This window comes from Natronosporangium hydrolyticum, from assembly GCF_016925615.1.
Lineage (GTDB): Bacteria > Actinomycetota > Actinomycetes > Mycobacteriales > Micromonosporaceae > Natronosporangium > Natronosporangium hydrolyticum.
Genome location: NZ_CP070499.1, coordinates 182251 through 195234, shown reverse-complemented (window position 1 = coordinate 195234; position 12984 = coordinate 182251). Strand labels below are relative to the sequence as shown.

13 protein-coding genes are annotated in these 12984 nt (G+C 69.1%); 3 read left to right on the top strand and 10 right to left on the bottom strand.

Annotated elements, in window-relative coordinates; translation table 11 throughout:
* Positions 1 to 60: 60 nt before the first annotated feature.
* The 3 genes from JQS43_RS00965 (at position 61) to JQS43_RS00955 (ending at position 2877) form a co-directional block, all read left to right on the top strand.
* Positions 61 to 1353: a hypothetical protein gene (locus JQS43_RS00965; protein ID WP_239677158.1), complete on the top strand. Its 1293-nt coding sequence runs from the start codon at positions 61 to 63 to the stop codon at positions 1351 to 1353.
* Positions 1354 to 1427: 74 nt separating this feature from the next.
* Positions 1428 to 2174: an ATP-binding cassette domain-containing protein gene (locus tag JQS43_RS00960; protein WP_275580992.1), complete on the top strand. Its 747-nt coding sequence runs from the start codon at positions 1428 to 1430 to the stop codon at positions 2172 to 2174.
* Between the two features lie 70 nt (positions 2175 to 2244).
* A complete protein-coding gene (locus JQS43_RS00955; RefSeq protein WP_239677157.1) occupies positions 2245 to 2877 on the top strand; it encodes a hypothetical protein in 633 nt (210 codons plus the stop codon).
* Here the strand turns inward: JQS43_RS00955 and JQS43_RS00950 are convergent.
* The 10 genes from JQS43_RS00950 to JQS43_RS00905 all read right to left on the bottom strand — a co-directional run bounded on the left by JQS43_RS00950 (position 2864) and on the right by JQS43_RS00905 (position 12963).
* Positions 2864 to 3265 carry a type II toxin-antitoxin system VapC family toxin gene (locus tag JQS43_RS00950; protein ID WP_239677156.1) on the bottom strand — a complete coding sequence of 134 codons (402 nt, stop codon included), beginning with the start codon at positions 3263 to 3265 and terminating at the stop codon, positions 2864 to 2866. The genes JQS43_RS00955 and JQS43_RS00950 overlap by 14 nt on opposite strands.
* The gene (locus JQS43_RS00945; RefSeq protein ID WP_239677155.1) at positions 3262 to 3522 is read right to left on the bottom strand and encodes a type II toxin-antitoxin system Phd/YefM family antitoxin; all 261 of its coding nucleotides are present in this window, start codon (positions 3520 to 3522) and stop codon (positions 3262 to 3264) included. The genes JQS43_RS00950 and JQS43_RS00945 overlap by 4 nt, the downstream gene beginning before the upstream one ends.
* Positions 3523 to 3599: 77 nt before the next feature.
* Positions 3600 to 4691, bottom strand: a complete 1092-nt coding sequence (locus JQS43_RS00940; protein WP_239677154.1) for an ABC transporter ATP-binding protein — start codon at positions 4689 to 4691, stop codon at positions 3600 to 3602.
* Complete coding sequence (locus JQS43_RS00935; RefSeq protein ID WP_420847633.1) at positions 4688 to 5734, bottom strand: ABC transporter ATP-binding protein; 1047 nt, start codon at positions 5732 to 5734, stop codon at positions 4688 to 4690. The genes JQS43_RS00940 and JQS43_RS00935 overlap by 4 nt, the downstream gene beginning before the upstream one ends.
* Before the next feature lie 38 nt (positions 5735 to 5772).
* Positions 5773 to 6822, bottom strand: coding sequence for an ABC transporter permease (locus JQS43_RS00930; protein WP_239677152.1), 1050 nt, complete (start codon positions 6820 to 6822; stop codon positions 5773 to 5775).
* Positions 6822 to 7826 carry an ABC transporter permease gene (locus JQS43_RS00925; protein ID WP_239677151.1) on the bottom strand — a complete coding sequence of 335 codons (1005 nt, stop codon included), beginning with the start codon at positions 7824 to 7826 and terminating at the stop codon, positions 6822 to 6824. The genes JQS43_RS00930 and JQS43_RS00925 overlap by 1 nt, the downstream gene beginning before the upstream one ends.
* Positions 7827 to 7907: 81 nt before the next feature.
* Positions 7908 to 9590 (bottom strand): ABC transporter substrate-binding protein, encoded by a 1683-nt coding sequence (locus JQS43_RS00920; protein WP_239677150.1) that lies wholly within the window; start codon positions 9588 to 9590, stop codon positions 7908 to 7910.
* 117 nt (positions 9591 to 9707) lie between these two features.
* Complete coding sequence (gene recR / locus JQS43_RS00915) at positions 9708 to 10301, bottom strand: recombination mediator RecR (protein ID WP_239677149.1); 594 nt, start codon at positions 10299 to 10301, stop codon at positions 9708 to 9710.
* Between the two features lie 9 nt (positions 10302 to 10310).
* Positions 10311 to 10655 carry a YbaB/EbfC family nucleoid-associated protein gene (locus JQS43_RS00910; protein ID WP_239677148.1) on the bottom strand — a complete coding sequence of 115 codons (345 nt, stop codon included), beginning with the start codon at positions 10653 to 10655 and terminating at the stop codon, positions 10311 to 10313.
* 64 nt (positions 10656 to 10719) lie between these two features.
* Positions 10720 to 12963, bottom strand: coding sequence for a DNA polymerase III subunit gamma and tau (locus JQS43_RS00905; protein WP_239677147.1), 2244 nt, complete (start codon positions 12961 to 12963; stop codon positions 10720 to 10722).
* Between the last annotated feature and the right edge of the window lie 21 nt (positions 12964 to 12984).

The window sequence follows — 12984 nt, the reverse complement described above, 5'->3', positions numbered from 1 at the left end:
CTCGTGGAGCCTAGCCATGGAATGCCTCAGGGTTCTGTCACTGCGGAAGGAGTACACTCGGTGAGCGTCTTCTGGTTGCACCTGCGCAACTCACCGATCCGCTGGGGGCTTCCGGCACTGATAGCTCTGAGCCTCGGCGTGCTGTTCTTCCGGAGTCGATTTTGGATCGGTGTGTGGCCAGAGACCGGCGCCGCAGCCCAAGTCGGAACCTACTTCCTCGGCGCGGTAGGAGCCGGTGCCGCCGCATGGGCAGCCGGGGCGCCGGGACGACACCGGGTCGTTGAACAGATCGCTGCGGCCCGGGTTCACCCAGTCACCACCGAGGCCTACCGGCTAGCCGCCACCGTGGTCGTCGTCCTCATCCCGTACCTGACCGGTCACGCCGTCGCTTTCGCCTTCACCGCCCCCGCCTCTCCTCCTGGGTGGCACCTCTGGCTTGGCTACTTCGCACTCGGCCTAGTGGCGATGTTGCTTGCGACGGCGTGGGGATGGATGCTCGGCAAGGTGCTCGGCTCGGTCTTCGCGGCGCTGGGCGCGGTGGTTGGATGGTTGGTCCTGGTGGTGGTGGCCGAGGACTACCTTGGTCTCGTCCTCACCGCGTTACGAGGCCCACCCGAACGGATCGTAGACCCGGCCGCAGTGACCATTCGGCTCGTCGTGGTCGTCGCGCTTCTGGCCACGTTGCCCTTGTTGGGTATGCTCGGCCGGCTTCGCCAGCACGCTTGGCGGATAGCCGCACCCGCAGTGGCCGCGCTCGGGCTTCTATTCACACTGGCCGGCACGACGGTCATCGTGGAGCGGGAGCCAATCGGAGATGAGGCGCTCTGCGTCAGCGGTGAAAGGACTCAGCTGTGCGTCTGGCCCGAGCACGAGAAGTACATACCGCTACTTCAGGAGGTCAACGACCGTATCGACGCCCTGCCTGAGGTGCTGGTGGTCCCCGCTCGCATGAATGAATCAGGCGTCGTGCGAACCCGCTACGTCGACAGCGAGGGCGTCATCCGGCCGACGCCGGGGGACCACCCTCCGGTATTCCACATCATCGAGGGCAGCCCATGGTCGTACACCGGTGCGATCCAGTCAGCCATCCTGAGTGCAACCTGGGATGGCTGCGATTGGAACGCGATGTCGGAGGCGGACCGTCGCCGACTCCATGTGCTCGATGCGTGGCTGCGCGCCTATCTCGCTGGCGGAGGGTCACCGGACTACTCTTCCAGCGCGCCAGCGGATGTGGCGGAGGCATGGGCAGAGGGTCGGAGCCTGGTGGACGAGCTGCCTAACGCCGAGCAGTTCGCGTGGGCCGAACGGGAAGTTGACGAGATGCTGGACCACTATTGTCCATCCGCCGACTGAGCAGTCGAGTCCACAACGTCGCGAACCTATAGTGACCAGGCTGGGTCCGCTCTGTTAACGATGGGATATCGGAAATGAACGCGGTGCTTGAGGCAGTTTCGCAGGGGTACGGAAGCACAGTGGTGTTGGACCGACTCAGCATGTCGCTGCGGCCAGGGATTACCGCGCTGGCTGGTCCCAACGGGGCTGGAAAGACGACTCTGCTGCGAACCTTGGCGACGATCGTGCCACCCCGATCCGGTTCAGTCACCATCGACGGACGAGCAGTCGATGGTGAACGTGCCGCCCGTACGGTACGGAGCCAGATCGGTTACCTACCACAGAGGTTCGGGTTCGACCCGCACATGCGGGTCGTCGACTTTGTTACCTACGGAGCATGGCTACGGGGCGTGCCGGCCCGCGATCGGAGCAGAGCGGTTTCCGAGGCGTTGGAGATGGTCGATCTCATTTCGCTGCGACGAACCAGAATGCGCAAGCTCTCTGGTGGTATGCGGCAGCGGGCGGGTATTGCCTGGGCGGTAGCCGGTCGTCCCAGACTAGTGCTACTGGACGAGCCCACAGTTGGCCTAGACCCTCGACAACGACTACACTTCCGAAAGATCGTCGCTGGCCTCAACGACACAGTGGTGGTCCTCAGCACACATCTGATTGACGACATCGCCGCGACCTGCGACCGCGTCATCGTGCTGCATGGCGGACGTGTCAAGTTCGACGGGGCCGTGGCCGACTTGGCCGCAACCAGCACCAACGACCTCCCAGGCCATACCGAACTGGAACGCGCTTACATGGCTCTGCTTCCTACCGAAGAACAGCACCTCTGAGCGGAGGCTGTCGTGAGCCGCAAGGAGTAGCGCAATTCTCGCCTCTGCCCTAGGGACCCTGACCTCTGGAATGGCGTTCGCCAAGGTGCGGCCGGCTCGGTCCGTGCTGGCCGCGACCGTGGTGCTCGGTACGGTCACCGCCTGGCTCGGTCACCACCAAGCCCCAGTACCGGTGGCGGCAGCCGATGGCGCTGGCATCATTCCGATGTGGCGACTTCTGGCGATGGCGGCGGCCGTGATCCCGGTGCTCGCCTTGCACAGCCGATTAGCCGATCTGGAGTCTGCAGCCACCCATCCATTCCGGGCAGCGCAGCGAACCTACGTCGGCGTGATGACCACCGGCTGTGCGGTCACTTTCCTGGGTATCACATCGATCGCCTTGGACCCGCCCATTCTAGTAATTATGGGCCGCTCGTGGCTCAGTTGGTGCGGCCTCGCCCTACTTGCCGGCTCATTGCTCGGCTGGCGGCTAGCGTGGACCCTGCCGAGCTTGGTCACAGCCGGATTCATCTACTGGGGATACCGCGGAGAGGGCGAGTACCAGTGGTGGGAGTTCAGCGCCCGACCGCACGATGACGTGCCGAGCCTCCTGCTTAGCGTCGCCCTGCTCGCCGCAGGTCTAGCCGCCTACGCGGCGACCCCATGGCGTCGGCGGAGGTTTAGGGGGATTTGGCGTGCCGCCCGGGCGGTCAGACCCGGATGACCGAAACCCCCGCAACCCCGTCGACCGCATCGAAGTCGTCATCCTGGGTGACGACCGGGAGTCCGCGCGTCGCCGCGATGGCGGCGATCCACAGGTCGTTCACTCGAATCCGTCGCCCCTCAGCAGCGAGATAGGCCCGAAGCTGCGCCCACATGCGACCAGCTGCCTGGTCGACCGGCAGGACTTGGATCTCGGAGAGCAGGTCGAGCGTGGCCATCCGTTGCGCCCTGGTCTCGACGTTCCCGGCTGCTAGCACCCCTGCCTGCAGCTCGGCCAGGGTGACCACGGTCGTCGCCAACTCGGCGGGCAGCCTGTTTTCGGCTAGCGGACGTCCGGACTCAGCGGCGATGAAGACAGAGGTATCCAGCAGGCCCCGAGCCGGCGTCACCGGATCGGGCCGAGATCATCGGTGGTGTCGCCAGCGAGCTCGGCAAGGTCGTCCCGCAGCCCAGGGTCAGCCTGGGCACCCCGCAGCCGGGACGCCACCTCCGCCCGAGGCAGCCAACGTCGGCGCGCTGGCGCGAGCGGAGACAACTTCGCCACCGGCTCACCGCTCACGGTAACGATGACCTCTTCGCCGGCCGCGACGCGGCGCAGGACTCCAGCGGTGTCATTGCGAAGTTCCCGCGACGCTACTACAGACATGCTACGAGCGTAGCACCCCGGCTACGGCAGGACCCGGTCCAGCCAAGGGCCTGGTCGGGAGTGGGGAACCTGGGACGTTACGGGACGTGGACCGTCTCGACGGTGGGGGCGCTCGCGGCGGCGTCGTCGTCCGGCTTGGTCAGCTCCGGCGTTACCTCGTGGCGCTGGATCCGGCCGTCGGCGATCTCGTTCACCCAGTGGCAGGCCACTCGGTGCCCCGGGCGGATCTCCACCAGCTCCGGCCGCTCGTCGGCGCACCGCTCCGGCTGCGCCCACGGGCAGCGGGTGTGGAAACGGCAGCCCGGCGGCGGGTTCGACGGCGACGGCAGGTCGCCGGCGAGCAGGATCCGCTCCCGCCGGTCCTCCACATCCGGGTCCGGCACCGGCACCGCCGACATCAGCGCCCGGGTGTACGGGTGCAGCGGCTCGGCGTAGAGGTCGTCGGAGGGGGCCTCCTCCACCAGCGCCCCCAGGTACATCACGCCGACCGTGTCCGAGATGTGACGCACCACCGCTAGATCATGGGCGATCACCAGGTAGGTGAGCCCCAGCGAATCCTGCAGCTCGTCGAGCAGGTTCACCACCTGCGCCTGGATCGACACGTCCAGCGCGGAGACCGGCTCGTCGGCGATGATCAGATCCGGGCCCAAGGCCAGCGCCCGGGCGATGCCGATCCGCTGCCGCTGCCCGCCGGAGAATTCGTGCGGGTAGCGCGACAGCGCCCACCGGGGCAGCCCGACCCGGTCCAGCGTCTCGCCGATGATCTCCCGCTGCTGCGCCCGGTTCTTGCCGATGCCGTGCGCGGCGAGGCCCTCGGTGAGGATCGACTCGACGTTCTGCCGGGGGTCCAGGCTGGACATCGGGTCCTGAAAGATCATCTGCATCCGCTGCCGCATCGCCCGCAGCCGCTCGCCCTGCAGCGTGGTGATATCGGTACCGTCGAATTGGACCGACCCCTCGGTCACCGGCGCCAGCCGCAGCACCGCCTTGCCCAGAGTGGATTTTCCGCAGCCGGACTCGCCCACCAACCCGTACGTCTGGCCTTTGGGAATGGTCAGGTCGACGCCGTCGACCGCCCGGACCTGCCCCACCACCCGGTCGAAGATGATGCCGCTGGTGATCGGATAATGAACCTTGAGGTTCCGCACCTCCAGCAACGGCGCGCTCATGAGCTGACCTCCACTGTGGTCCGAGCTGGGCCGCCGGTCAAATCCGGGTTGATACACCGGTACACCCGGCCGTCCGGTTCCGGCGTCAGCTCCGGCGGGCCGTCGAGGCACTGCTCCTCCCGGCGCGGGCAGCGCGGCGCGTACGCGCAACCCTCGTGCCAGGGCAGCAGGTCCCGCACCGAGCCGGGGATCGGGGTGAGCGGTTCGCCCCGCGCCCCGTCGAGCCGAGGGATGGAGCCGAGCAGGCCCACGGTGTACGGGTGATGGGGCTGGGCGAAGAGCGGCCTGCGGGCGGCGGTCTCCACCACCCGGCCGGCGTAGAGCACGTTGACGGTGTCACACATGCCGGCGACCACCCCCAGATCGTGCGTGATCATGATGAGCGCGGTGTTCAGGTCCCGGACCAGGTCCTTCAGCAGTTCCAGGATCTGCGCCTGGATGGTGACATCGAGCGCCGTGGTCGGCTCGTCGGCGATCAGCAACCGCGGCTGGCAGGCGACCGCCATCGCGATCAGCGCACGCTGCCGCATCCCGCCGGAGAGCTGGTGCGGGTACTCCTTGAGTCGGCGGGTCGGGTCGGGGATGCCGACCCGGTCGAGCAGGTCGGCCGATTCCCGCTTGGCGGCGCCGCGGGCCATCCCCCGGTGCCGGGTCAACACCTCGGCGACCTGCACCCCGATCGGTACCACCGGGTTCAGCGACGAGATCGGATCCTGGAAGACCATGGCGATGTCCCGGCCGCGCAGGTCGCGGCGTTCGGCCGGGGACATCGTCAGCAGGTCGGCGCCGTCGAACCGGGCAGCGCCGCCGAGTTCGACGCCGCGGGTCGGCAGCAGCCCGGTGATCGCCAGCGAGGTGACGCTCTTGCCGCAGCCGGACTCGCCGACCAGGCCGACGATCTGGCCGGGTTCGACCGTGAACGAGACGCCGTCGACCGCCCGGATGTCCCGCTGCCCTCGCCGGCGGAACACGACCGAGAGGTCCGCCACCTCCAGCAACGGGTGTTGACCATGGGGTTGGGGACCCGAATCCCCGCCCGCCATGTGCCTAGGTCCATGATCAACTGGGTGGGTGGGCATGGTCACCTCCGCAGTTTCGGGTCGAGGGCCTCCCGCATCGCCTCGCCCAGCAGCGTGAAGCCGAGCGCAGTGATGATGATCGCCACCGCCGGATAGATCGCCAGCGACGGCCGGACCGCCAACTGGTCCTGCGCCTGGGCGAGCATCGTGCCCCACTCCGGCACCCCGGTGTCCGGGTTCCCCAGCCCGAGGAACGACAGCGCCGCCGCCTCGATGATCGCGGTGGCGAGCGTCAGCGTCGCCTGCACGATCACCGGGGCCAGCGAGTTCGGGAAGATATGACTCACCACGATCCGGCGTTTCTTCACCCCGAGCGCGGTCGCGGCGAGCACATAGTCGCGGTGCGCCTGGGCGATCATCGATGCTCGCAGCAGTCGGGCGAAGATCGGCACCGCCGCCACCCCGACCGCGATCATCACCGCCCACAGGCTCCGCCCGATCACCGCCGCCACGCTGAACGCCAGCAGCAGCGGCGGCATCGCCAGCAGCATGTCGATGAAGCGCATCAGCACCGAGTCGATCCAGCCGCCGATCCGGCCACCCAGCGCGTTCGCGGCGCCGGCGACGCCGCCGATGATCGCTCCGACGGTGAACCCGATCAGGGTGGCGACCACCCCGACCAGCAGCGTCTGCTGCGCCCCGACCAGCAGCCGGCTGAAGACGTCTCGGCCCAGCTGGTCCAGCCCGAACCAGTACTCGGCGCTGGGGCCAGGGATCTGCCCGGGCCGGACCTGATCCAACCCCACAAACGCCCGGGGCGGATGCGGCGCGATGACCGGTCCGATGAACGCCAGGATCACGAAGGCCAGCACGATCGCCGCGCCGGTGATCGCCATCGGGCTGCGCCGCAGCCGCCGTAGCGTCTCCCGGGTGATGCTCTCGCCCCGCTCATCCGGCGGTGCTCCCGCCAGCTCCCCCAACCGGTCCAGCTTCTCGGCCCGGCGGCGGCCGATCGGCCCCGGTGGCAGCCGCTGCGCCGGCAGGCCGGCCGGCTCCGGCGTCGACTCCGTGGCCGGGTCGGATCCGGAGGGTGTCGGATGCTCGTTCGCCATCAGTGCACCCTCACCCTCGGATCGATAATGCTATATGAGATATCGACCAGCAGGTTGATCACCACAAAGGCCAGCGCGATGAAGGTAATGAAGGCCATCAACACCGGATAGTCGGCGTTCTGGATCGCCAGATAGACGAACCGTCCGATGCCGTTGATCGCGAAGACGGTCTCGGTCAGCACCGCCCCCGACAACAGCGCCCCGGAGAGCACGCCGATCGCGGTAACCACCGGCAGCAGCGCGTTACGCAGCACGTGCCGGCCGCGGATCACCCGGGTGGTCAGCCCCTTCGCCTCGGCGGTCCGCACATAGTCCTCGTTCAGCACCTCCAGCACGCTCGCCCGGGTCATCCGGACGATGATCGCGAACGGAATGCTGGCGACCGCGATGCCTGGCAGGAGTAGATGCAGAAACGCGTCCCAGGCAGCGTCCCACTCCTGAGTGAGGATGCCGTCCAGGATGAAGAAGTTGGTGATGTGGGTGGCGTCGATCCCGGTGGTCTGCCGCCCGGTGGTCGGGAACCAGCCCAGGTTCTCGCCGAAGACCCACTTCAGCAGGAAGGCGAGGAAGAAGATCGGGGTGCAGATGCCGAGCATCGACCCGCCGACCGTCAACCCGTCCAGCGGCCCGCCGCGGCGGCGGGCCGCGAAGTAGCCCAACGGCACCCCCGCGCCGATGGCGATCACCATCGCGACCACCGTCAACTCCACGGTGGCCGGGAAGCGGAGCAGGAACTCCTCCACCACCGGCCGCTGGGTCATCGTTGAGTTACCGAGGTCGAAGCTGAGCACCCGGCGCATGTACGCGCCGTACTGCACCAGCAGCGGCTCGTCCAGGCCCATTCGTGCCCGGATCGCCTCCCGCGCCTCCGGAGTGGCCCGGTCGCCGAGCAGCGCCGTCTCCGGCCCTCCCGGCAGCGACCGCAACCAGATGAACAACAAGACCGACAGACCTGCCAGCGTGGGGATCACCTGCAGCAGGCGCCGGACGACGAATCGAAACATTCGATCTCCACCGGCGGGTCGACTGTGGCGCCGGGCGGCCGCGGGTCAGCGGCCGCCCGGCGCCACGGTCGACGGGTTGGACTACTCGGCGATCTGTGCGGTGGCGAACCGCTCCTGCGCCAACGGGCTGATCTCCACACCGGAGACGTGGTCGGCGAAGACGAGTCCGTTCGGCATGTGCGACACCGGCACGCCCGGCAGGAACTCCATGATCATCGCGTTGAGCTCCTCGTAGATCGCGAACCGCTCCTCATCGTCCACGGTCTGGTCCGCGTCGGACATCCGGTCCCACAGCTCCTCGTACTCGTACCCCCACGCCGGCAACGCGCGGGAGAACCAGGTACCGATGAAGTTGTAGGCCTCCGGGTAGTCGCCGGTCCAGCCGAGGAAGTGCAGATCGGCCTCGCCGGCCTGGACATCGGCCAGGTACTCCGGGCTCCACGGCAACGACACCGGCTCGACCACGATGCCGACATCCTCCAGGTCCTGCTGGAACAGCTCGATCATGCTGCGCGGGCTCGGCATGTACGGCCGGGTCACGTCGGTCGGCCAGTAGAAGCTGAGCTCCAGCTCACCCTCGCTGTAACCGGCGTCCTCAAGCAGCTGGATCGCCCGCTCCGGGTCGTAATCGTAGGTCGGCACGTCCGGGTTCCAGCCCTCCAGGTTCGGCGGCTGGAACTGGGTGGCGACCTCGGCGCCCTCGGGCATCAGCGCGTCCACCAGCCCCTGCCGGTTGAGCGCATGAGCGATCGCCTGCCGCACCCGGAGGTCCTCCAGGGCCTCGTTCGCGTTCTGGGTGAACGCGACGTAGAGCAGGTTCACCGGAGTCTCCCGGACCCCAAGGTTCATGCCCTCCGACTCCAGCGTGTCCCAGTCGGCCGGCGACGGCAGGTCATAGCCGTGGATCTCGCCAGCGCTCAGCGCCTGCCGGCGACCGGTCTCGTCCGGGATCGCCTTGAAGATCAACCGGCCGATGGTGGCCGGCTCGCCCCAGTAGTCCTCGTTGCGGACCAGGGTGATCTCCTGGGTGGCGCGGTCCCAGCTCTCGAAGACGAACGGCCCGGTGCCGGTCGGGTGCTCCAAGCTGTACGGCGGCCAGTTCGGCTCGCCCGCGCTACCGGTCACGTTGGAGGCGTCATGCTCAGCCAACGCGGTCGGGCTGTGCATCGCGAACGGCGACAACACCAGCAGCGACGGGAACCGGCTGGTCACCCGAGTCAGGTTGATCACCGCGGTGTGCTCGTCGGTAGCCGCACACGACTCATACACCGGGTCGCCCAGGTCGCTGCGGTCCGGCTCGTTCTCGGCGAAGCCACCGGACATCTGCTGCCAGTAGTAGCTCATGCTGGGCTCTTGGGCGACGCCCTCAAGGGTGTGCCACCGATCGAAGTTGCTGCAGACGGCCTCGGCATTGAAGTCGGTGCCATCGTGGAACTGCACGTCGTCGCGCAACGTAAAGGTCCACTCGGTGCCGGACTCGTCCGACTCCCACTCGGTCGCCAGCGCCGGCTCGATGTCGGTCGTCCCCGGCGCCACCTGGATCAGCGTGTCGAAGACCTGCCGGGACACCCGCATGGTCTCGCCATCGCTGGCGAAGGTGGGGTCGAGGGTCAACGCTTCACCAGCGGTGCCGAAAATCAATGTCGCGTCGGTATCGACGCTCGCGTCGTCATCATCGTCTCTCTCACTCTGGGCGCAGCCAGCCAATGCCACTGCGGCAGCGGCGCCGACCGCGATGGCGGCCTTCAACCGGGGAACACGCATAGAGGATCACCTCAATGTCGCCGAACATGGTGGGTACGCGCCAGACCTTAGCGTTCGTTGAGGTAGACGGGAACCACTGGCAACGAAGTTGGTACCGTTTCGTTGCCGTTCGGATCATCAGACCGCGCGGCGGCCCTCGAACGCCCGACCGAGCGTCACCTCATCTGCATACTCAAGATCACCACCGACCGGTAGGCCACTGGCGAGCCTGGTCACCTTCAATCCCATCGGCTTGACCATCAGCGCCAGATACGTTGCGGTGGCCTCGCCCTCGGTGTTCGGATCGGTGGCCAGGATCAGCTCCTTCACCACGCCCGCCGCGAGCCGGGCCATCAACTCCCGCACCCGCAGGTGGTCCGGCCCGACCCCCTCCAATGGATTGATCGCCCCACCGAGCACGTGATAGCGACCCCGGAACTCATTCGTCCGCTCGATCGCCACCACGTCCTTCGGCTCCTCCACCACACAGAGGACCTCGTCGCTGCGCCGGGCATCCCGACAGATCCGGCACTGCTGCGACTCCGCCACGTTGAAACAGGTGTCGCAGAACCGCACCAGCTCCTTGACCCGGCGCAGCGAGGTAGCGAGCCGGTCGACATCGGCGGTGTCCGCCGAGAGCAGATGGAACGCGATCCGCTGCGCACTCTTGGGGCCCACCCCGGGCAGCCGACCGAGCTCGTCGATCAGATCCTGGATCGCCCCCTCGTACACAGCCGCCGCCTAGGCGCCGGGCAGGCCGGGCATCCCCGGCATCCCGCCGGTGAGGCCAGCGGCGAGCGGGCCCATCTTCTCCTCGGTGAGCTGGCGCTGCTCCGCCATCGCGGCGTGGAACGCCGCCAGGACCAGATCTTCCAGCGTCTCCACGTCCGCCGGGTCCACCGCGCTCGGGTCGATCTTGACCCCGGTGACCTCGCCGGCCCCGGTGATCGTCACGGTGACCAGACCGCCACCGGCGGAGCCGGTCACCTCGGCCTCGGCCAGCTCGGCCTGCGCGGTAGCGAGCTGTTGCTGCATCTGCTGCGCCTGCTGCATCAACTGCTGCAGGTCAGGTTGTCCGCCGGGCATCACGATGGGCTCTCCCCTCGATCTTCAATGGTCGCCCGGGGGTGAAGCCCCCCAGACAGTCAGCCTACGGCGCCGCTCCGGTGACCCGTTCCGCGCCCAGGGTCTGCTCCAGCAGCCGGAACGCCCGATCATCGGCGGCGCCGCCGCCCCGGTCAGCGGACCCGACCGAGGTACTCTCCGCCCGCAGCTGCGCCAGATCCGTCGGGTCCATCCCGTCGCTGGTAGCCGCCGCGAGTTTCGGCGCCCCGCCCGGCTGCGACCGAACCGGTGGCGCCGGCCCACCCCCCGCCCCGCGGGCCCGCTCGGCACCAGCCGGGCCGTCGGCGGGCGGTGCCGGCGCCGCCATCGACGGTCCGGAGTTTGGGGGTTGCGCCAGCTCCGGCCACTCTTCCTCGTCGTACCCGGCAGCACCCGAAGGCGTCGAGGTGGCGGCCGCTCCGGCCGTGCCGGCCGTCGGTGGCGCGGCAAGGTCAGCCGGCGGCGCGCCCGGGCCGGCCGGCCGGGGAGCGTCTGGCCCGGGCGGCGGCGTGGCCGGGCCGGCCGGCGGTGGCGGGTCCGGTCGGGCCGGTGGCTGCCGCCGACCACCATCGGCCGGACCGCCCCCGGATTCGCAGCGCACCTGCCACGCCCCGCCGAGGACCTGGCCGAGCGCCGCCACCAGCGGCTGCGGTGAGCTGGTGAGCATGTTGGCGTGGACCGCGTGCTGGAAGTGCAGCACCACGGTGTCGCCCTCGACATCCCGGACGCTCGCCTCCCGGACCACCGCCGCCGCCCGTTTACTCTGCCGGCTGACGGTGGCGACGATCTCTTCCCACACCCGGCGTACGGTCGCTGCGTCCACCGCGCCGGCGACCGGGGCGGTGGGCCCGCCGGCCGGGGGTGCGCCGGCCGGGGGTGCGCCGGCCGGGGGTGCGCCGGCCGGGGGTGCGCTGGCGACCGGGGCGGTGGGCCCGCTGACCGGGGGTGCGCTGGCGACCGGGGCGGTGGGCCCGCTGACCGGGGCCGCGTCGGCCGGGGGTGCTCCCGGTGGCTGGGCGGCGGCCGGCGCTGCCGGAGGCGGCGACGCTGGGAATGGAGACTCGGAGACTGGCGCGGTGGCGGGCGGGGACGCCGCGGGTGGGGTGGCGGGCGGGGCGGCCGGCGGCCCGGCAGTGAGCCGCTGCTCCACCGACTCCAGCCGTTGTAGCAGTGCGGCCGCCCCGTCATCGGCCCCGGGCAGCAGCATCCGGGCGCAGATCAGCTCCAACAGCAGCCGCGGCGAGGCCGTCCCGCGCATCTCCACCAGTCCGTTATGGACGATATCGGCGCACCGGGAGAGCGTGGCCAGGCCGAGCTGATGGGCGTGCACCGACATCCGGTCCAGCTGGTCGGTGGGGACGTCGAGCAGCCCACTGGCGGCGGCGTCCGGCACCTGCTGCAAGATCATCAAATCCCGGAACCGCTCCAGCAGATCCGCGGCGAACCGGCGGGCATCGTGGCCGGCCTCGGCGACCCGGTCGACGGCGGCGAAGATCGCGGCACCGTCCCGTGCCGCCAACGCGTCACAGAGCTCATCGATCAGGGCGGCATCGGTGACCCCGAGCAGCGCCGCCGCCCGGGGGTAGGTCACGCCCTCCGCACCGGCCCCGGCGATCAGCTGGTCCAGCACCGAGAGGGTGTCCCGGACCGAGCCGCCGCCGGCGCGTACCACCAGCGGGAAGACGGTCGGCTCGACGCTCACCCCCTCCGCCGTACACATCTGCTCCAGAAACGGCCGCATCAGGCTCGGCGGCACCAACCGGAACGGGTAGTGGTGGGTGCGCGACTTGATGGTCGGCAGCACCTTCTCCGGCTCAGTGGTGGCGAAGACGAACTTGACGTACTCCGGAGGCTCCTCCACCAGCTTCAGCAGGGCATTGAAGCCGGCCGACGAGACCATGTGCGCCTCGTCGATCACGTAGATCTTGTACCGCCCGGCGACCGGCGTGAAGAACGCACGCTCCCGCAGCTCCCGGGCGTCGTCCACGCCGCCGTGGGACGCGGCGTCGATCTCGATCACGTCGACCGACCCGGGCCCGTCGGTGCGCAGCGACTGGCAGGAGTCGCACTCGCCGCAGGGCTCCGGGGTCGGCCCCTGCTCGCAGTTGAGCGAGCGGGCCAGAATCCGGGCCGAGGAGGTCTTGCCGCAGCCGCGCGGGCCGGAGAAGAGATACGCGTGGTTGAGCCGGCCCGAACGCAGCGCCTGGCTCAGCGGCTCGGTGACGTGATCCTGCCCGATCAGCTCCCCGAAGGTCCGCGGGCGGTATTTGCGGTACAGCGCCAGCGCCACGGCTCCACCTCCTCCGGGGGT

Excerpts from the sequence above, each read along its gene's own strand:
- JQS43_RS00955 (WP_239677157.1), top strand. The coding sequence starts at position 2,245 with ATGGCGTTCGCCAAGGTGCGGCCGGCTCGGTCCGTGCTGGCCGCGACC.
- JQS43_RS00945 (WP_239677155.1), bottom strand. The coding sequence starts at position 3,522 with ATGTCTGTAGTAGCGTCGCGGGAACTTCGCAATGACACCGCTGGAGTC.
- JQS43_RS00935 (WP_420847633.1), bottom strand. The coding sequence starts at position 5,734 with ATGGCGGGCGGGGATTCGGGTCCCCAACCCCATGGTCAACACCCGTTG.
- JQS43_RS00930 (WP_239677152.1), bottom strand. The coding sequence starts at position 6,822 with ATGGCGAACGAGCATCCGACACCCTCCGGATCCGACCCGGCCACGGAG.
- JQS43_RS00940 (WP_239677154.1), bottom strand. The coding sequence starts at position 4,691 with ATGAGCGCGCCGTTGCTGGAGGTGCGGAACCTCAAGGTTCATTATCCG.
- JQS43_RS00910 (WP_239677148.1), bottom strand. The coding sequence starts at position 10,655 with ATGCCCGGCGGACAACCTGACCTGCAGCAGTTGATGCAGCAGGCGCAG.
- JQS43_RS00925 (WP_239677151.1), bottom strand. The coding sequence starts at position 7,826 with ATGTTTCGATTCGTCGTCCGGCGCCTGCTGCAGGTGATCCCCACGCTG.
- JQS43_RS00960 (WP_275580992.1), top strand. The coding sequence starts at position 1,428 with ATGAACGCGGTGCTTGAGGCAGTTTCGCAGGGGTACGGAAGCACAGTG.
- JQS43_RS00920 (WP_239677150.1), bottom strand. The coding sequence starts at position 9,590 with ATGCGTGTTCCCCGGTTGAAGGCCGCCATCGCGGTCGGCGCCGCTGCC.